We start from the raw sequence: 17902 nt of genomic DNA, 5'->3' as shown, positions 1-17902 counted from the left end.
GGCTCAGGGCAGCACGGACCTTCGCGCGACCGCAACGCTGCCAAGAACGATCAAGCCGACCACCATGAGATAGACGGACACCGGCCAGGTCGCGCCGCCTGCAGCGTTCTGCAGGGCCTGGGCGATGAGCGGACTCAGGCCTCCGCCCAACACGCCACCGAGATGAAAGCCCAGCGACATTCCGCTGTAGCGCATCTTCGGCTCGAACAGCTGGGCGTAGAGGGCGGCCACCGGCGTCGCAATCAAACAGGTGATCAGGAGGCCGATGCAAAACACCAGGTAGACCAACATCACCGATCCGGTGTTCACCAGCCAGAACATCGGAAAGCCCCACGCGATCATGGCGGCGCCGCCGATGGCAATCGGCGTCGTGGGCCCGAAGCGATCGCTGAAATGCCCCACCAGCGGCGTTGCGGCCAGCGCAACGAGGCTGGCTGCAATCGTCGCGCTCAGCACCGTGTTCGGAGACAGGCCCGCATGCCGCGTCGCGTAGCCCAGCACGAAGATCACAAGAATGAATCCGTTGGCCGTGTCGCCCATCTTCACGCCCATGCTGGCCAGCACCTGCACCGGACGTCGACGCAGCGCCGCGAGCACGGGCAGACGCGACTGCGCTTTCATGGCCTCGAGCCTGCGGAAGACCGGCGTCTCCTGCACGCGCAGCCGAAGGTAGATGCCGACCAGCAACAGGAACACGCTCAGCAGAAAAGGCAGGCGCCAGCCCCACTCCAGCATCTGCTCGGTGCTCAGCAGGCCCGACACGACGGCGATCACTCCGCTCGACAGGATTGTTCCTGCAGGAGCGGCTGCGTGCGCAAGGCTCCCGTACAGGGCGCGGCGCGAGGCGGGCGCGTGCTCCACCAGCATCAGGGCGGCGCCACCCCACTCCATTCCCACGGCCACGCCCTGCACGCATCGCAGTAGTACGAGCAGGATGGGCGCCCAGATGCCCCAGAGTGCATAGGTCGGCAAGCACCCGATCGCGAATGTCGCCAGACCCATGATCACGACGCTGGCAAGCATGGGCCTCTTTCGTCCGAACTGGTCACCCAGGTGGCCGCCCACGACCGCGCCGATGGGCCGCGCCAGAAACCCGATGGCGAAGGTCGCAAGCGACAGCAACAGCGCCGTCCCTTCTGCCTGCTGGGGAAAGAACACCTTGGCAAAGACAAGGGCCGCGATCGGCCCATAGATGAAGAAGTCGTAGTACTCCAGCGTCGTGCCGACACAACTGGCGAAAAGCACACGTCGAGCGACTGGCCATTCCGAACCCGTTTCAGCCACAGGCGCCTGGGCCGGAAACTCTGCGAAGACGGAAGCAACGTTCATGGCAAGACTGCAATGGACTGAGGGCCAAGTTTGGAGGCGGAGTGTAAGCATCTCTTGTTCCAATGTGCCAGACATGCTTCGCCGCCTGGTCCTTGTGTGCCAAGGCGCTCTGGCAGCGCCGGGCGGCCACAAACTTGGCGCTCAGAGGCCAAACTGCCGGCACGCCGTGGCACGACAGGCAAAGTTCGACCGCTGGAACTGCGCACAATCCCCTTTGCGCAACGAGTTGTGGAGTCCGAAGTGCAGTCTCCCTTGCAATTGCCGGTTCAGCGCTGGTCGACGGACGATGTTCCGTCCACGCAGCGATTCGACTACTACGCAGACGCGCTGGGCTCGGCCCTGGTCCCGATGCAGATCGCGCGAAAACCGGGCGCTGACTTTGCAGCCCAGATGACAGTGGCCGATCTCGGCGGCCTTGCGGTCGTGCGGCAGACAGGCACCGCGCACAGGTGCTTTACCGAGGCGCGCGACCTCGCCCGCAGCCAGGAGCGCAGCTTTCACCTTCTCGTGAATGTGAGCGCCCCGTGGACCATCCGCCATCGCGGACACGCAAGAATGGCGCCGGGCGACGTGATGCTGGCCGACTCGCAGATCGTCTACGACATCGACACCGCGACCGACTACGAATTTGTCCATGTCAAGTTCTCGGAAGGCTGGATGCGCCAGTGGATGCCGTCTCCAGGCGCGCTCATCGGGCGGCCCATCGAAGCGACGACGGGTTGGGGCCGGGCCCTGTCCGCCTTCATCGCGCCGTTGTCGGCGGAGTTCCTACTGCGCTCGCCACTGCCGATCTCCGTCATTGCGGACCAGATCGGCTCCTTGCTCGCACTGACGCTGAACGACATGGGCCCCCCGAGTTCCAGGCCCACCCGTTCGGACACCGCCTTGTTCGACCGGATCGTGGAACACATGCGCCAGCGAAGCACCTCCCCATCCCTGACCGCGAGCGAGGTTGCCGCATCCCTCGACCTGCCCCTGCGGAGCTTTCATCGATGCTTCGAGAAGTGCGGCGACACCTTCGGCAACGTGCTGGTGAGGATGCGTTTCGAGAACGGGATGCGCATGCTCCAGTCGCCGCTGCTGAGGCGCCTGACTGTTTCCGAGATTGCGAGGCGCAGCGGCTTCTGCGACGCGTCGCATTTCAGCCGCGTGGTGCGCGCACGTTCGGGCCATAGCCCCTCCCAGATCCGGCGTGACGGATTGCCCACGCTACCGGAAGCCTTCATCGCGGGAGCCGAGACGCCATGAACCTGCAGATCTCACCGCCCACCATCGCCCGCTGGTCGACGGACGACATCCCTCCTTCGCAACGCTTTGACTACTTCGCCAACGCGCTGACGACTGCCATCGTTCCCATGCGCGTCGAAAGCGGCGACCCGAAGCTGTTTACTTCCAGCATGACGATCGCGGATCTCGGGCCGGTTTCAGTCCTCCGGCAGACCGGCACGCCGCATCGTTCGTATCGCAGGCGCGGCGATCTTGCATGCAGCGGCGATCACACCTTCCACCTCATCGTCAATCTTGCTTCGCCTTGGACTATTCGGCACCGCGAAGAGATCTTCCTCGAACGTGGCGACGGCGTACTGACCGATTCGAACGTCACGCATGACCTGCACCTGGCCAGACCTTACGAGGTCGTGCACCTGAAGCTTTCGGCCAACTGGGTCCATCGGTGGATCCGTTCGCCCGAGCAAATCGTCGGCAAGCGTCTGCCGCTGAACTCGACGTGGGGTCGGCCGTTGATGGCCTACGCTGCTCAGCTATCGCCACAGGCCGTACTGGGTGCGCCCGTGGCACCAAGCGTCATCGTTGACCAGGTCGGTGCGCTGCTCGCCCTGGTCGCCAGCGAACTGAGCGGCTCGACCCGGCGTTGGACTGGCAGGACCACGCAGATGCGCAACCGCATCGAGGACTGCATGGCGCAGCGCTGCATGGAACCCTGTCTCGATGCCAGCGCCGTGGCGAAATCCCTGAGTGTCGAAGTGAACGTCATTCACGAGACGCTTCGCATGCACGGGCAAACGTTTGGCGAGTTGCTGGTGAGCATGCGGACCAACATCTCGGTGCGGATGCTGACCTCGCCTGCCTTCCGGCTTCTGTCCGTGTCCGAGATCGGCCGGCGTGCCGGGTTCGCGGACATGAACACCTTCTCTCGCACCTTGCGCACGCGCTGCGGACTGACCGCGACGCAACTGCGCCGTCGCGGCCACGGACTCATGATCTGAATGCCTTGCATCGCGCGATGACGCCAATCGCCGCATGCCTGTGCAAGACACGAGGCCATGGAGGTGCAAAGCTCCTTCTTCATGAAGACAGCTTCAGCTCCATCCAGGAAGCGGGCGACGGTGATGCTCGTGCATGGCGCCTGGCTCGACGGCTCTTCATGGATGGAGGTCATTGCGCGCCTCCAGAGCCACGGGTTGCGCGTGGTCTCCATCCAGATATCGCTCGCTTCTCTCGGCCAGGATGTCGCGACGGTCATCCGGGCTCTTGAGCGCGAAGTCAATCCCGTCGTTCTGGTGGGGCACTCCTGGGGCGGAACCGTGATCACGCAGGCCGGCGCATCGGAACGCGTCGCAGCACTGGTCTATGTCGCCGGCTTTGCCCCGGCGCCCTGCGAATCGACCCTGGACACGCTCTCGGCGTACATACCCCTCGGCTATTCCAGCCTGCTGCAAGCGGACTCGGGCGGCTATCTCTGGTTTCCGCAGCGCGCAGTGCCTCAGTGGTTCGCGCAGGACCTGCCATTGCCCAATGCCGCTTTGCTCGCGGCAACCCAGCGCCCCATCCATCCTCAGGCACTCGGCAACAAGGTGGCGCTGGCCGCATGGCGCGACAAGCCTTCGTGGTATCTGGTCACCGAGGACGACCGGGTGATTCCTCCGGCGCTGCAGCAAAGCACGGCGCGGCGCATCAGCGCTCGCACCCGTTCCGTGGCGTCCAGCCATGTGCCGTTCCTGTCACGGCCCAAGGAAACCTGCGCGATCATCTTCGCGGCCGTCAGCGCCATCGACGCAGAGGCGGGCGAAGCCCCGGACCCGAAGGACTAGCGGTGGCGGCGCCTGAAGGCGCGCGGCGTCTCGCCCATGTACTGCATGAACGTGCGCGTGAAGTGGCTCTGATCGCTGAAGCCAACGTCCAGTGCAATCTCTCCGAAGGGACGCTCAGTCTGGCGGATCACCGCAGCAGCCATCTCGACGCGGCACTCCATCACATACCGGTGTGGCGGGCAACCCATGCTCTGCCGGAAGGCGCGGCTGAAGTGGCAGGCCGACAGGCCGGCGATTGCGGCGAGTTCGCGCAGTTCGATTCGCTCCGCGAGCTTGCTCCACACATGCTCACGCACGCGGCGCAAGACCCACGGCGCAAGACCGCCACGCGCGTCCGAAGGCAGGGCCGCCCGCATGGAAGGCGCTTGCGACGCCAGGCGGCGGACGGCGTCGATCAACTCGTCCGCACCGCAAGCGAGCGAGACGCTGCCATCGACGTCGTCTTCCGCCATGGAGTCGGCAACCGGCTCCTCTCCGCGCACCAGCAGCACCCGTGGTCCTGAGGGGCCGCCGTTGCCACGAGCCGCCTTCGCCTTCTCGAGTGCCCTGCCGATCATCGGCGCGTCACCCACAATGATCGGTAGGTGCCGGGAGACCGGGTGACGCTGCTGCTCGCTTGAATCGTCCCAAAGGCAGACATCCCAATGGCTCGTCGAGCGCAGCATCGCAGCCAGCCCTGCGCCCACGAGCGCAGCGCTGTGCGCAACGATGATGCGGGCAGTGATGGCAGGCTCCTTCCAGACGCTGGATGGGGCTGCAAGTCGAGGCGCCGATTCCATTGCACAACTCCAATGCTTTGCACGCCTGCAGTGTGCGGGGCAGCGCCCACGACGGATGTTTCTCCAGTGCCATGACCTCCTGTCGTTTGGCCCGCAAGCGCCACGGCTTTCGAGAGATTCCCTTGGCTCATGCGTCTCATCGCGAAGACGTCCGCAAGAAGACGCCAATCCTCGCTGATGCATTCAATCGGCGAATCGCACTGCGCACCAAACTGACGGCGTGGCCTCGAAAGCCCAAAGACGCATGACCCGTTCAACTGGAGAGCTGCAATGTCCGCTTCAACTCTTGAAGTCCAGAGTCAAACGAAGGGCCCGGTCGACCCCGGCTCGCGAGGGCCTGCGATGCCCCTGGCGATCGTCGACGCGCTCAAGTCCGTTGCTGGAAATCCTCGAGGTGTGCGCGCCAGCTTTGCCAAGGGGTACTGCGTGCGCGGCACGTACACGCCCTCGGGAGAGGCTCCACAGGTAACGCGTTCCCACACCTTCACACAACCCTGCAGCGTTGTGGGGCGCTTCTCGGTGGGTGGCGGCAATCCGCTCGTGCCCGACATCAACAAGCTGGTCCTGCGCGGTTTCAGCTTCCGGCTTGAAGCCAACGGCGAAAGTTCCGACCTGCTGACCGAGAGTGCGCCAGTGCATTTCGCCAGGACGCTCGAGCAGATGCTTGCATTCATCCAGGCGCGCATCCCAACAGCGGATGGCAAGCCGGACGCAGACAAACTCAGGGCGTTCTCGGAGGCAAATCCTGAGACGCTCAATCAGGCCAGGTTCATCGCTGCAAGGCCCCTGCCTGGCAGCTTCGCCGGCACCACGTACTGGGCCGTCCACTCGTTTCCCGCGACGAACTTCGATGGCAAGGTGCGATTCATCAAGTTCAAAGTGATACCAGTCGGCGGGGAGATCACTTTCCCGGACGATGAAGCAAAGAACCTGCAAGCGGACTTCCTGCTCGACGACCTGGCCCACCGGATCGCCGATGGTGGCGTGAAATTCCACTTGCTGGCCATCCTTGATCGCCCCGGCGATCCCACCATGGATGTCACGGCGCGCTGGCCTGACGAAGATGAGCGCAGCACTGTCCGGCTGGGCACGATAGAGATCACCGCGATCGATCGGAGTCAGTCGTGCGACGGCGCGATATTCGATCCGGCGAATCTTGCCGAAGGCATTGGCGAGCCGCCCGACGAGATCTTTGTTGCGCGGCACGCTGCGTACCAGATCTCGCTGGCCAGGCGCACTCGCGAGATCCAGAGCGCGTAGAGGAGCGCGACAGTGGATACCCGTTCGTCCTCTCCAGTCCGACAAGTCATGGAACTACTCGGCGCGTGCAGCCTGGCGCTCGGCCTTGCCGGGATTGGATGGGACCTGTTTGCACCGGAGCAACCGGTGTCGACCGAGACCGCAGTAACGCCTCCAACCTCCATGCACCCAACCAAGGATCACGCCATGTCGACCCATTCCGATTCCATTCAACCCGGCATCAACGTCGGCGACGGCGAGCGCTTCGACTTCATCGTATGCGGTGCCGGTTCGGCTGGTTCTGCGCTGGCCGGCCGCCTGGCCGAGGTTTCTTCCGTCCGCGTGCTCCTGATCGAAGCCGGCGGTGACGACGATGTCCCCGAGGTCATGACGCCGGGTCAGTGGCCGTCAAATCTGGGCACCAGCCGAGACTGGGACTTCCGCGCCGAGCCGAACGCACATCTGAACGGCCGCTCGATTCCTCTGAACATGGGTCGGGTGCTGGGCGGCGGCTCCAGCATCAACGTGATGCTCTGGGCCCGCGGCCACCGCAACGACTGGGAAGGCTTCGCGCGCACTGCGGACGATGCAAGCTGGAGCTATGCGTCGGTGCTCGACGTCTATCGCCGAATCGAGAACTGGCAGGGCGAGCCCGATCCGAAGCGGCGCGGCAAGGGCGGTCCGGTGCTTGTGGCGTCTGCCGCCAACCCCCAGCCCATCGCCGTCGCGATGATCGAGGCGGCCGGTCGGCTTGGCATTCCCGGCTACCCGAACCCCAACGGCGAAATGATGGAAGGCCGCGGTGGAGCGGCGATCAACGAGCTGATCGTTCGCGACGGCCGCCGCCAGTCGATCTACCGGGCCTACGTTCATCCGAAGATCGGTCAGGACAATCTGGTGGTTCTCACGCAGACACACGTGTGCCGTCTGTTGCTGCAAGGCGGCACAGCCGTGGGCGTCGAGGTACGACGCAACGGGCAGACGCAGCGCTACATGGCCGACCGAGAAGTCGTCCTGTCGCTCGGTGCCGTCCATACGCCCAAAGTGCTGATGCAGTCGGGCATCGGTCCTGCCGATGAACTTCAACGCCACGGGATCACGGTCGTGCAGGACCTGCCCGGTGTTGGCGAGAACCACCAGGACCACGTTTCCTTCGGCTGCATCTTTGAATACAGGCAGGCCCAACCGATAGGACATGGCGGCTCGGAAGCCACGCTCTACTGGTCGAGCGACCCGTCGCTGTCTCTGCCGGACATGTTCCACTGCCAGGTCGAGTTCCCGGTGCCGAGCGCCGAAACCGCTGCGCTTGGCATCCCCGAGCACGGCTGGACCATGTTCGCCGGCATCGCACACCCCAAGAGCAGAGGCAAGGTCAAGCTCTCCGGGCCGGGCCCTTTCGATCCGATGCTGATCGATGCCAGGACGCTTTCACATCCCGACGACATGAAGACGGCACTTGCCAACATCGAGCTGTGCCGGGAACTCGGCGCCCATTCCGCCATGGCCTCCCTGGTCAAGCGAGAGGTGTTGCCAGGTCTTCGCGACCGGAAGTCCATGGAGGACTTCGCGCGCAACGCGGCGGTGACCTATTGGCATCAGTGCGGCACCGCGCGCATGGGCCATGACGCCATGTCTGTCGTCGATGGACGGCTTCGCGTGCATGGCATCGAAAGGCTCCGGGTGGCCGACTCGTCGGTGATGCCCGAAGTCACCAGTGGCAACACCATGGCCCCTTGCGTGGTCATCGGTGAGAAGGCAGCCGAGTTCATTCTCGCGGCGCACCGCCTCCGCGCTGTCTGAGCCGGCCGCCATCGAATCCTTCCGTTCCCCATCCCAACGTAGTAAGGCTCCAAGGAGAATCCACATGAAGTCCGTCAGTCAGCGCACCGCCATGTTCCGTCGCACTGCATCCTTCTGCGCCGTGCTCGCAGCCATCGTCAGCTCGCCAGTGCAGTCGCAGGACACGTCACCCAAGCCGAGCCCTGCCGATCTGGTCGACGCGCTCAAGACAATGGCCGGCAACCCGCCGCACGCGCGCGCCAACTTCGCCAAAGGCGCATGCGTGCGCAGTCATTACGTGCCCGCAGCCACTGCTGGACGCGTGACACGCTCAAAGAGCTTTACACAGGCTTCCGATGTGCTGGCACGGTTTTCGGTCAGCAGCGGTAATCCGCATGTTGCGGACACGAACAAGGGCGCACTGCGCGGCCTGTCCTTGCACCTGGGCACCGAGAGCAATCGCTCGGATCTGCTGCTGGAGAATGCGCCGGTGCACTTTGCGCGAGACCTCACGCAGATGCTGGCCTCGCTGAAAGCCCGTACTGCGGGCCCGGATGGCAAGCTCGATCCGCAAGTGTTCAAGGACTTTGGAGCTGCCAACCCCGAGGCATTGAACCAGGCGCACTTCGTCGGCGCGCGGCAACTACCGGGGAGTTGGGCGGGAACGTTCTACTGGGGCGTCCACGCTTTCCCGGCGACCAACAACAAGGGAGAAACTCGCTTCATCAAGTTCAAAGTGGTGCCCCTGGCCGGCGAAATCACCTTGAACGAGGAGGAAGCCAAGACCCACCCGAACGACTTCCTGCGAGCCGACCTGGCGCAGCGCCTGTCCTCAGGTCCCGTACGATTTGAAATTCTGGCGATCCTCGACCAACCGGGTGACCAGGTGATGGACACGACGCAACGTTGGACCGATGAGGACAAACGGGAGACCGTGCGGCTGGGCACGCTGTCGATCATCGACCTCGCACCGGATGGAAGCTGTGATGGCGACATCTTCAATCCAGCCAGATTGGCCGACGGCATTGGACTGCCGAAGGACGAAATCTTCGCGGCACGCGCTCCGGCCTACGCGATCTCACTGGGCAAACGGCTCAACTGAGAGGCTGGCAAGAGGTCCGGCGCAGATGCCCCGGAGGGCGAGTCGATCACACCAATCTTCGTACCCGCCCGCCGCTGCGATCAGACCGCGACGTCGTCATGGTTGGTGGAGACGGCGACCGCACGCCAGGTCTCGAGCTCACCTTCGACGAACCGGTTCTTCTCGAGGATTCGCGCGACCGTGTCACTGCCGAGTGGGAGGCGCACCGGCGGTTGCTTCGCATCGGCCAGCACCAGGAGTGCCTGCGCAAGCTTCTTCGGATCGCCCGGCTGCTGATGATTGGCACCCGCCATGCGGCTGCGCATTTCGCCGACGGTCGGTGCGTAGTCCGCGATCTCGTGCGCGACCTTGAAGAGCGACGTCGGATCGAGGAAGTCAGTGCGGAAGAAGCCCGGCTCAACGACCGTCGCATGCACGCCAAGCGGCTCGAGTTCACGCGACATGGCCTCCGACAGCCCTTCGACCGCGAACTTGGTCGCACCGTACACGCCCCAGCCCGGGTAGGCGGCATAGCCACCGACCGACGAGATGTTGATCACGTGGCCCTTGCGTTCGCGGCGCATGTGCGGAAGCACGGCGCGTGTCACCTTCAGCAGACCGAAGACGTTGGTGGCGAACTGCCGTTCGACTTCCTGCGCGCCTGCCTCCTCGACGGCGCCCAGCAGGCCATATCCGGCGTTGTTGACCAGCACGTCGATGCGGCCGAAGCGCGTGATCGCGGCATCGACCGCTGCAGACGCCTGGGCCTCGTCGTTCACGTCGAGTGCGACGGCAAGCAGGTTGTCATGGCGGCCGAGTTCGGCCTCGATCGATTCCGGCTTGCGAGCCGTGGCAACGACGCGATCCCCACGGGCCAGCGCGGCGCGGGCGATCTCGGCGCCAAAGCCGCGTGAGCCGCCGGTGATGAACCAGACTTTGGAGGAAGAGGGAATGGTGGACATGGCGATTACCTTTCAGTGGTGGTGGAACAGGGTTGGCATGGACGTGAATTTAGGTCTGCCAACCGTTCCGCACTAGAAGATGAATCGCTGTTTGATTGACAACTCTCAGTTGTCAATCTTGGTCCATACCGCTCACGGCTTTGCTGCCCCTCGCGCCCGCCCGATCGAGAAGTGGTCGCTGTCCTTGAGTCGCGCAGAAGCGAAGTCGATGAACGCCCGTGCCCGCGCTGGCAGCCGGGCGCCCTGCAGGTAGTAAACGTAGAGCCCAATTCGCTCGCTCGTGTGGCGCGGCAGGAGTTGCACCAGCAGGCCCGCCTGGATCAGCGGCATCGCGGCGTAGCCGGGCAACTGCCCAATGCCGATGCCCGTTAGCACCGCCTGCACCTCCGCATCCACGTCGTTGGTCGAGAAGACTGCCGGCACGTCGCGAAAGGCCGTTTCCTGGCCTTCGAGGTACTCCCAGGGCATCAGCTTGCCGGTGTTGACGTGGCGAAAGCCGGTGCAGCGATGCCGCGCCAGGTCGGCCCAGGTGCGTGGCCGGCCGAAGCGTTCGATGTAGCCCGGAGACGCGCAGATGCAATGCCGGATGTCGGCCAGCCGCCGGGCGACGTAGTTGCGGTCGAGCTGCGCGCCAACCCGGAAGCCGACATCGATGCGCTGCGCGACGAGGTCCGTGATCCGGTCCTCGAGCTCCAGTTCGACGCGCACGTCGGGATGCTCCGCCATGAAGGGCTCGATCAGCGGCACCACGATGCGCAGCCCGATCGAGCGCGAGGCCGTCACGCGCAGCACGCCTTCGACGCCTGTGCGGGCCTCCTTCGTCGATTCGACCGCGTGCCGGAGCGCCGCGATCCCGGGCTGAACCTGCGCAAAAAGACGCGCGCCCTCTTCCGTCATGCTGAGCTTGCGGGTCGTGCGATGCAGCAGGCGGACGCCGAGTCGGTCTTCCAGCTGGCGAACCGTCTTGCTCACCGCCTGGGGTGCAAGGCCTTGCTGAACCGCGGCCCGGCGGAAGCTACCGGCTTCGACTACGCCGGCGAAGGCAGCCAGCGCCTTGAATTCGTCCATTGGAGGTCCCCTTCCACTCTCGGAAAGCGACCATTGTGAAGGCGGCGGCAACCGCAGGTTGCCAATCAGCGATCGATTGCGACGCTCTCTCAGTGAGCCAGTTGCGGCTCGCCGAGCAACTGGAGGATCGCGACGCGCACATGCTTCTGCATCGTCGAGATCGCGCGCTTGTCGCCATTGAGGTGCCTCAGCAGGCACTGCTGGAACAGGCCGTCGAACACCGCATACGCGACGCTCGGCGGTACCGTCAGCGCGCGGCTTCCCAGTTCGGAGAAGCGAACCATGATGCGCCAGATCATCCGCTCAAGACTCTTGTCGATCTCCGCCACATCGGCGCGAAACGCATCTTCGAAGAGCGACTGCGAGCGCAAGTCATACCAGAGGCGATGCAGCGGTGCCTCGTCGCGCACCGTAGCGCCGAGGGCATCGAGGAAGCCCTCCATCAGCTCCTCGAAGCGGGTCGACTCTTCGATCACCTCGTCATAGCGCTTGACGCACACCGCCTTGTATTGGCGCACGCTGCACAGGATGAGATCGACCTTGTCCTTGAAGTAGTAGTGCAGAACACCATGCGAGTACTCGGAGTTCTGTGCGATCTCGCGCAGGCTGGTGCGTGCGTAGCCGAGCGATGCGAGTGTCTGCAATGTCGCTTCGCCGAGTTCGGCTCTGCGCTGCGAAAACTTGTCGACCTGAGTGCGGGAAATGCGGTCCATCGGCAGTTGGGAATCGAGTTGAGCCTCGGTGTTTTCCCGGGGCATGACGCCCGAAAAGATAGCACAGAGCGGCGATTTGACACATGCCCAGTTTTTTCTTGACACGTGTCAAGGCCACTCCTAGCATGGCCTCCGCTTCGTTTTCCCGATCCACAAATCACAACCGGAGACAAGACATGACGAAGATCGACCTGAGCGGCCGAAAGGCCCTGGTCACTGGTGCCGCGCGCGGCATCGGTGCAGCGATTGCCAAGGCCCTGACCGACGCAGGCGCGTCAGTGATGATCGGCGACGTGCTCGCCGATCTAGGGAAGGAAACGGCGCAGACACTCAGCGCCGGCGGAGCCACCGCCCGTTTCGTCAAGCTCGACGTCACGAGCGACAGCGACTGGGAAGCCGCCGTCGCAGCCACGGTAAAGGAACTCGGCTCCTTCGACCTCCTCGTCAACAACGCAGGCATCGAGATCACCTCGCTGGTGATCGATGTGAAGGCCGAGGACCTGCGCCGCATGTTCGACGTCAATGCCGTCGGAACGCTGCTCGGCATCAAGCATGCCTTCCGGGCGATGAAGCCCGGCGGTTCGGCGGGCCATGGCGGCTCGATCGTCAACATCGCATCGGTGGCCGCGACCATTGCCTTCCCGGCCATCGCCGGCTATTCGGCCACCAAGTCCGCCGTGGACCGCATGACGCGCATCGCCGCGAACGAGTCGGGCAAGCTGGGCTATGGCGTTCGCGTGAACTGCGTCTACCCCGGGCTGGTGCCGACCGAGATGGGCATGAAGCTGGCGAACGACATCGTGGCCGCGGGCCTTGCACCGAGCGTCGATGCGGCCGTTGCCGATGTGATCGGGCAGACGCCGCTGGGTCGTCTCGGCGAAGTCGGCGACATGGCCGACGCAGTCGTATTCCTGAGTTCAGATGCCGCTCGCTTCATCACCGGCATCGGCTTGCCGGTCGACGGCGGCATGGGCATGTAGGCACCTCTCTAACAACACCCAGGAGACACGCATGAGCAGCAAGAAACCCGTCGTCGTCTATGGCGCATCCGGCTACACCGGACGCCTGGTGTGCGAATACCTGCGCGAGTACGGCATCCCCTTCATCGCCGCCGGTCGCAGCGCAGAGAAACTCAACGACGCGATGAAGAGCAACGTGCCCGGCATCGAGACCGCGAGCTTCGAGGTGGTCGAGGTCCAGCACACCACCGATGCACTCACCAAGCTCTTCAGCGGCGCTTCGGTCGTGCTGAATACCGTCGGTCCGTTCGCCAAGTTCGGCCACGAGGTCGTGCAGGCTTGCCTGGCGGCCAAGTGCCACTACACCGACACCACCGGCGAGCAGGACTGGCTCATCACGCTGGAACGCGAGTACGGCGCGAAGTTCGCATCCGCAGGCTTGCTGCTGTCGCCAGGGCTCGCGCAGATGTACACCACGGGCGAGATCGCGGCGCAGTTGTGCCTCGAAGAGCCGGGGCTCGACACGCTCGACATCGCGGTGTTCTGGGGCGGCAGCCCGACGATCGCTTCCACGCAGACGATCCTCGTCAATGCGGCGACCTCGAAGGCCTACTACCTCGAGCAGAAGCAGTACGTCGAATGGCCCGCCGATGCCGGCCTCTACCAGGTCGCGATTCCGGGGCAGCATGAACTCGCGCTGGCACTGCCGTGGGGCGGCACCTCGCACCCCGTGTGGTTCAAGCGCGATCCGCGCGTGGCCAACGTGAAGGTGCTAGGTGGCGTTTTCAATCGCCCACTGATGCTTGGCGTGCCGCAGATCGTGGCCGCGGCATTGAAGGCCACCGAAGGCATGAACGAAGACGATCGCTATGCCGCGCTGGCACAGACGGCCGCCAGCGTGATGAACACCATGCCACCACGCGAGAACCCGCGGCTCAACCGTTCGCTCGACTCGGTCTTTGCCTCGGGCCCGATGGGACGCGCGCATTGCGTGATCCATGGCCACTGCAACTACAAGCAGACCGGACTGATGCAGGCGTTCGCCGCGTACTCGCTGCTGCAGCAACCGCCGCGTCGCGCGGGCTTCGCGTCGGGCTGCCAGGCTTTCGGACATCGCGAACTGCTCGGCGCGCTGAAGACGTTCGGCCTTGTGATGGACCCGGTGCTGACCCGATCCTGAGCCCATCATGCGGCTGACCGACTACCTCGACAAAGGCGCGCAGCTCGGCGCCGATGCGCCCTGCCTGACGATGAACGGGCAGGACCTGAGCTACGCGCAGGTGCAGCGCTTCAGCCATCGGGTCGCGCGCGCCTTGCAGCGCTCGGGCATCGCGCCCGGCGACAAGGTCGCGGTGCTGTCGGGCAACGATGCGCATGCCTTCGCGTGCGTGTTCGGCATCTCGCGTGCCGGTGCGGTGTGGTGCCCGATCAATCCGCGCAACGAGGCGGCCGAGAACAGCTACGTGCTCGACGCCTTCGATTGCGCGGCGCTGGTCTTCCACAGCGCGTTCCTGCCGATGGTCGAACAGATGCGTTCCCAGCTGCCCAAGCTGAAGACATGGGTCTGCCTTGACCGCGCGTGCGACTTCGCGCCGTCGTGCACCGACTGGCTCGAAGGCGTCTCCGATGATCCCCTGCAGGTCGAGCCGCCCGACGACGTCGCGATGATCGCCGGCACCGGCGGCACGACCGGCCGCCCCAAGGGCGTGATGCTGACCGGCCGCAATCTCGAGACGATGTCGGCGCTGACGCTGATGGGTTATCCGTTCGATGGCCGGCCGGTGTATCTCGCGCTCGCGCCGCTGACGCACGCGGCCGGTGTGCTGTGCCTGCCGGTGATGACGCTCGGCGGGCAGATCGTGATCCTTCCGAAGCCCGACATCGGCGACTTCCTCGCCGCAATCGAGCGCCATGGCGTCACGCATACCTTCTTGCCGCCGACGCTCATCTACATGCTGCTCGCGCACGAAAAGCTCGGCGCGACGAACCTCGACTCGCTGCAGTGCTTCTGGTATGGCGCCGCGCCGATCTCCGCCGCGCGGCTCGAAGAGGCGCTCACGAAGATCGGTCCGGTGATGGCGCAGCTCTTCGGCCAGACCGAGGCGCCGATGATGATCTCGATGATGCATCCGCAAGATCACTTCAAGGCTGACGGAACGGTCGCGCGCGAAAGGCTCTCATCGGCAGGCCGCCCCGGTCCACTGGTGCAAGTCGCGATGATGGACGGCGAAGGCCGCCTGCTGCCGCGTGGCGAGACCGGCGAGATCGTGGTGCGCAGCTCACTCGTGATGGCCGGCTACTACAAGGACGCCGAAGCCACTGCGGAAGCATCGCGGCACGGCTGGCATCACACGGGCGACATCGGCTACCTCGACGCGGACAACTTCCTCCATATCGTCGACCGCGCGAAAGACATGATCATCAGCGGCGGCTTCAACGTCTATTCGGTCGAAGTCGAACAGGCGCTGATGCAGCACCCCGACGTGCAGGACAGTGCGGTGATCGGGCTGCCCGACGACAAATGGGGCGAGCGCGTGGTCGCCGTGCTGCAGTTGCGCGCGGGCAAGAACGTCGATCCGGCCGAGATCCAGGCCTTCGTCAAGGCACGGATCGGCAGCGTGAAGGCGCCCAAGCAGGTCGAGATCTGGCCCGATCTGCCGCGCTCGAAAGTCGGCAAGGTGCTCAAGAAGGACGTGCGCAGCGAGCTGCAGAAGCGCAGCGGCCCGGCGCACTGAGCGGCGCGTGAGGTCCCTGCGATCGATTCCTTGATCTGCGTCAGAGCGGCTGGAGCCGTTGCAGCATGGTCGGGATCAGTTCGCTGACGGTGGGGTGGATCGGCACGCTCGTCGCGATGCTGCGCACGTCGACACCGGCGTTCATGATCGCGATCAGCGAGTGGATCACCTCGTCAGCCTCGATGCAGACGAAGGTGGCCCCCAGGAGCCGCATCGAATCGGCATCGACCAGCACTTTCATGAAGCCGCGCGTCTCGGAGCGCTCGCGGGCGCGACCCACGTTCTCCATGGGCATGCGCCCGACGAGGACACGCCCGCCGCGTTCGCGCGCCTGGTGCTCCGAATCGCCGATCCGTGCCAGCGGCGGATCGACATAGAGCGCATAGCGCGCCACGCGCTCGTCGATGCTGCGCGCCTCGCCGTCCAGCAGGTTCGCGGCCACGACCTCGTGGTCGTTCCAGGAGGTATGCGTGAACGCGCCGCGGCCGTTCACGTCGCCCAGCGCCCAGATGCCGGCGACGCTGGTGCGCAGTTGGCCGTCCACACGGATGAAGCCCCGTTTGTCCGTCGCGACGCCTGCAAGATCGAGACCGAGGTCTTCGGTATTGGGCTGGCGACCCACGGCTACCAGCACATGCGTCGCGGCCCTGTGCTCGCGAAGCGGCCCGCATGCGAAGCTCACCACGACTGGCTCATCCTTCTCGCCGCGCTCGAGTCCGAAGCAACTCGAACCGAGCTCGAAGCGAACGCCGTCGCCTTCGAGTGCGGCACGGACCTCAACGGCGGCCTCCATGTCTTCGCGGGGAAGGAGTCGATCACCCATCTCGAAAAGGGTCACCTGGCTGCCCAGGCGCCGGAAGATCTGTGCGAACTCGAGGCCGATCGCGCCGCCTCCCACGATCGCAAGATGCGCCGGGAGCACCTCCAGCGAGAGCAGCGTGTCGCTCGTGAGGAAGGCAACGCCCGAATCGCGTGCCCAGTCCGGCACCACCGGGCGGCAGCCGACATTCAGGAAAATCTTCGACGCCTTCAGCACGCGCTCGCCCACGACCAGCGTGTCGGGCGCTGAGAAGCGCGCATGGCCCCGAACGAGTTCAAGGCCCTTGGTCTGCGTCAGCCACTCTTCAAGGCCGTTCGACGACCGACCGACGACGCCACGCATGCGTTCCATCACCCGCGCGAAGTCGATGGAGACTTCGCCACCGATGCCGACGCCGAAATCCGCCGCCCGGCGCGCAAGCGCCGCGACGCGCGCACTGGCGACCAGCGTCTTCGTCGGTGTGCATCCGGTGTTGACGCAAGTGCCGCCGAGGCGGTCGCGTTCGATGAGGGCGGTCCGGTGGCCGGCCTGCGCAAGCCGCACGGCCAATGCGGGTCCCGCCTGGCCGGCGCCGACGACCAGCGCATCCCAATGCTCGGGGGTCATGTGTTCTCCTTCTTCAGGCGCGGCTGGATGGCGCCACGTTGAAGCGCTCCACCTCGGGCAGATCTCTCAAGTCGCTGACGATCTGGCTCATCACGCGGGTGTGCGCAATGGAATTGGCGAAGACCAGGCAATGCAACTCGAAACCATCCCCGTCATAGTCGATCGACAGGCTGTCGGACGGAATGCTGAAACCGCGCTCCACCAGAAAGCGATGGATGCGGTCGGGGTCCGGCCGATGGCCACGGCGGAAGCGCAACGTGGTCGCGATGGCGGAGTGCGCAGGGAGGCGATGCTCGATCACGGGGACGATCGCGGTGCTCACCACGAACAAGGCCGTGAGGCCGAGCGCAGGGCCATAGAAGCCGATGCCGACCAGGATGCCGATCGCCGACGAGCCCCAGATCGAAGCGGCAGTAGTCAGCCCACGCACATTGAGCCCGCTCTTGACGATGATGCCCGCGCCCAGGAAGCCGATGCCCGTCAGCACCGCACCGATGACGCGCGTCGGATCCGCACTGCTCGTGTCATGCACCGTGCCCCAGTACCAGAGCGTCGGAAAGCCGGCCAGCAAGGCGACGGCGCAGGACGTGGTGCACACCAGGCAGTAGACCTGGCTGCCCGCGGCACGTCCACTGAAGAAGCGTTCGTAACCGACCACCCAGCCGAGCAGCAGCGCAACGGTCATGTTCATGACCATCCAGAGTCCCGGAGGCAAGGCATTGACCCAGTGAGCCGGTACGAACATGGAGGCACCGCGGTTGGCGAGTTCGCGCAGTCTAGCG

Annotated in this window: 16 protein-coding genes; 9 read left to right on the top strand and 7 right to left on the bottom strand. The window is 64.8% G+C overall.

Translation table 11 applies throughout. The features are described from left to right. Positions 1-3: 3 nt before the first annotated feature. On the bottom strand, positions 4-1329 hold the full coding sequence (locus FHW64_RS12650) for an MFS transporter (RefSeq protein ID WP_184526631.1): 1326 nt from the start codon (positions 1327-1329) through the stop codon (positions 4-6). Positions 1330-1569: 240 nt separating this feature from the next. Between FHW64_RS12650 and FHW64_RS12645 the strand changes: the two genes are divergently transcribed. The 3 genes from FHW64_RS12645 to FHW64_RS12635 all read left to right on the top strand — a co-directional run bounded on the left by FHW64_RS12645 (position 1570) and on the right by FHW64_RS12635 (position 4379). Further along, positions 1570-2577 carry a helix-turn-helix domain-containing protein gene (locus FHW64_RS12645; protein WP_184526630.1) on the top strand — a complete coding sequence of 336 codons (1008 nt, stop codon included), beginning with the start codon at positions 1570-1572 and terminating at the stop codon, positions 2575-2577. Then, entirely contained in the window at positions 2574-3554 is a 981-nt protein-coding gene (locus FHW64_RS12640) for a helix-turn-helix transcriptional regulator (RefSeq protein WP_184526629.1), read from the top strand. The genes FHW64_RS12645 and FHW64_RS12640 overlap by 4 nt, the downstream gene beginning before the upstream one ends. Before the next feature lie 81 nt (positions 3555-3635). After that, positions 3636-4379: an alpha/beta fold hydrolase gene (locus FHW64_RS12635; protein ID WP_260303791.1), complete on the top strand. Its 744-nt coding sequence runs from the start codon at positions 3636-3638 to the stop codon at positions 4377-4379. Here FHW64_RS12635 and FHW64_RS12630 read toward each other — a convergent pair. Beyond that, positions 4376-5158 carry a helix-turn-helix transcriptional regulator gene (locus FHW64_RS12630; protein ID WP_184526627.1) on the bottom strand — a complete coding sequence of 261 codons (783 nt, stop codon included), beginning with the start codon at positions 5156-5158 and terminating at the stop codon, positions 4376-4378. The two genes, FHW64_RS12635 and FHW64_RS12630, sit on opposite strands and share 4 nt — an antisense overlap. 270 nt (positions 5159-5428) lie before the next feature. Here FHW64_RS12630 and FHW64_RS12625 point away from each other — a divergent pair, with 270 nt between their 5' ends. The 3 genes from FHW64_RS12625 (at position 5429) to FHW64_RS12615 (ending at position 9278) form a co-directional block, all read left to right on the top strand. Further along, positions 5429-6418 carry a catalase family peroxidase gene (locus FHW64_RS12625; protein WP_184526626.1) on the top strand — a complete coding sequence of 330 codons (990 nt, stop codon included), beginning with the start codon at positions 5429-5431 and terminating at the stop codon, positions 6416-6418. A 186-nt stretch (positions 6419-6604) separates the two neighbouring features. Beyond that, a complete protein-coding gene (locus tag FHW64_RS12620; RefSeq protein WP_184526625.1) occupies positions 6605-8197 on the top strand; it encodes a GMC family oxidoreductase in 1593 nt (530 codons plus the stop codon). Positions 8198-8261: 64 nt separating this feature from the next. Further along, entirely contained in the window at positions 8262-9278 is a 1017-nt protein-coding gene (locus FHW64_RS12615; RefSeq protein WP_260303790.1) for a catalase, read from the top strand. Positions 9279-9358: 80 nt separating this feature from the next. On the opposite strand, the gene FHW64_RS12610 is transcribed toward FHW64_RS12615, so the two are convergent. The 3 genes from FHW64_RS12610 to FHW64_RS12600 form a co-directional block, all read right to left on the bottom strand. Further along, positions 9359-10219 carry an oxidoreductase gene (locus FHW64_RS12610; RefSeq protein ID WP_184526624.1) on the bottom strand — a complete coding sequence of 287 codons (861 nt, stop codon included), beginning with the start codon at positions 10217-10219 and terminating at the stop codon, positions 9359-9361. Between the two features lie 132 nt (positions 10220-10351). Next, complete coding sequence (locus FHW64_RS12605; RefSeq protein WP_184526623.1) at positions 10352-11287, bottom strand: LysR family transcriptional regulator; 936 nt, start codon at positions 11285-11287, stop codon at positions 10352-10354. Between the two features lie 89 nt (positions 11288-11376). Continuing rightward, positions 11377-12000: a TetR/AcrR family transcriptional regulator gene (locus tag FHW64_RS12600; protein ID WP_184526621.1), complete on the bottom strand. Its 624-nt coding sequence runs from the start codon at positions 11998-12000 to the stop codon at positions 11377-11379. A gap of 176 nt (positions 12001-12176) precedes the next feature. On the opposite strand from FHW64_RS12600, the gene FHW64_RS12595 reads away from it, so the two are divergent. The 3 genes from FHW64_RS12595 to FHW64_RS12585 are packed head-to-tail and all read left to right on the top strand — an operon-like array spanning position 12177 to position 15694. Further along, a complete protein-coding gene (locus FHW64_RS12595; protein WP_184526620.1) occupies positions 12177-12980 on the top strand; it encodes an SDR family NAD(P)-dependent oxidoreductase in 804 nt (267 codons plus the stop codon). 31 nt (positions 12981-13011) lie between these two features. Continuing rightward, positions 13012-14139 (top strand): DUF5938 domain-containing protein, encoded by a 1128-nt coding sequence (locus FHW64_RS12590; protein ID WP_184526618.1) that lies wholly within the window; start codon positions 13012-13014, stop codon positions 14137-14139. Positions 14140-14146: 7 nt separating this feature from the next. Continuing rightward, positions 14147-15694 (top strand): long-chain fatty acid--CoA ligase, encoded by a 1548-nt coding sequence (locus FHW64_RS12585; RefSeq protein ID WP_184526616.1) that lies wholly within the window; start codon positions 14147-14149, stop codon positions 15692-15694. Between the two features lie 40 nt (positions 15695-15734). Here FHW64_RS12585 and FHW64_RS12580 read toward each other — a convergent pair whose 3' ends face one another. Together FHW64_RS12580 and FHW64_RS12575 are read right to left on the bottom strand one after the other, a co-directional pair. Next, positions 15735-17120, bottom strand: a complete 1386-nt coding sequence (locus tag FHW64_RS12580; RefSeq protein WP_184526615.1) for an FAD-containing oxidoreductase — start codon at positions 17118-17120, stop codon at positions 15735-15737. A 13-nt stretch (positions 17121-17133) separates the two neighbouring features. Continuing rightward, a complete protein-coding gene (locus FHW64_RS12575; RefSeq protein WP_184526613.1) occupies positions 17134-17811 on the bottom strand; it encodes an MgtC/SapB family protein in 678 nt (225 codons plus the stop codon). Positions 17812-17902: the final 91 nt, after the last annotated feature.

The organism is Variovorax sp. Sphag1AA (genome assembly GCF_014192575.1).
Lineage (GTDB): Bacteria > Pseudomonadota > Gammaproteobacteria > Burkholderiales > Burkholderiaceae_C > Variovorax.
This window is presented reverse-complemented; position numbering and strand designations above follow the sequence as displayed.

What these genes read in the sequence shown, in the direction of transcription:
- FHW64_RS12605 (WP_184526623.1), bottom strand. Translation starts at nt 11,287, where the DNA reads ATGGACGAATTCAAGGCGCTGGCTGCCTTCGCCGGCGTAGTCGAAGCC.
- FHW64_RS12580 (WP_184526615.1), bottom strand. Translation starts at nt 17,120, where the DNA reads ATGACCCCCGAGCATTGGGATGCGCTGGTCGTCGGCGCCGGCCAGGCG.
- FHW64_RS12575 (WP_184526613.1), bottom strand. Translation starts at nt 17,811, where the DNA reads ATGAACATGACCGTTGCGCTGCTGCTCGGCTGGGTGGTCGGTTACGAA.
- FHW64_RS12595 (WP_184526620.1), top strand. Translation starts at nt 12,177, where the DNA reads ATGACGAAGATCGACCTGAGCGGCCGAAAGGCCCTGGTCACTGGTGCC.
- FHW64_RS12620 (WP_184526625.1), top strand. Translation starts at nt 6,605, where the DNA reads ATGTCGACCCATTCCGATTCCATTCAACCCGGCATCAACGTCGGCGAC.
- FHW64_RS12610 (WP_184526624.1), bottom strand. Translation starts at nt 10,219, where the DNA reads ATGTCCACCATTCCCTCTTCCTCCAAAGTCTGGTTCATCACCGGCGGC.
- FHW64_RS12600 (WP_184526621.1), bottom strand. Translation starts at nt 12,000, where the DNA reads ATGGACCGCATTTCCCGCACTCAGGTCGACAAGTTTTCGCAGCGCAGA.
- FHW64_RS12585 (WP_184526616.1), top strand. Translation starts at nt 14,147, where the DNA reads ATGCGGCTGACCGACTACCTCGACAAAGGCGCGCAGCTCGGCGCCGAT.
- FHW64_RS12635 (WP_260303791.1), top strand. Translation starts at nt 3,636, where the DNA reads ATGAAGACAGCTTCAGCTCCATCCAGGAAGCGGGCGACGGTGATGCTC.
- FHW64_RS12640 (WP_184526629.1), top strand. Translation starts at nt 2,574, where the DNA reads ATGAACCTGCAGATCTCACCGCCCACCATCGCCCGCTGGTCGACGGAC.
- FHW64_RS12590 (WP_184526618.1), top strand. Translation starts at nt 13,012, where the DNA reads ATGAGCAGCAAGAAACCCGTCGTCGTCTATGGCGCATCCGGCTACACC.
- FHW64_RS12650 (WP_184526631.1), bottom strand. Translation starts at nt 1,329, where the DNA reads ATGAACGTTGCTTCCGTCTTCGCAGAGTTTCCGGCCCAGGCGCCTGTG.
- FHW64_RS12615 (WP_260303790.1), top strand. Translation starts at nt 8,262, where the DNA reads ATGAAGTCCGTCAGTCAGCGCACCGCCATGTTCCGTCGCACTGCATCC.
- FHW64_RS12625 (WP_184526626.1), top strand. Translation starts at nt 5,429, where the DNA reads ATGTCCGCTTCAACTCTTGAAGTCCAGAGTCAAACGAAGGGCCCGGTC.
- FHW64_RS12630 (WP_184526627.1), bottom strand. Translation starts at nt 5,158, where the DNA reads ATGGAATCGGCGCCTCGACTTGCAGCCCCATCCAGCGTCTGGAAGGAG.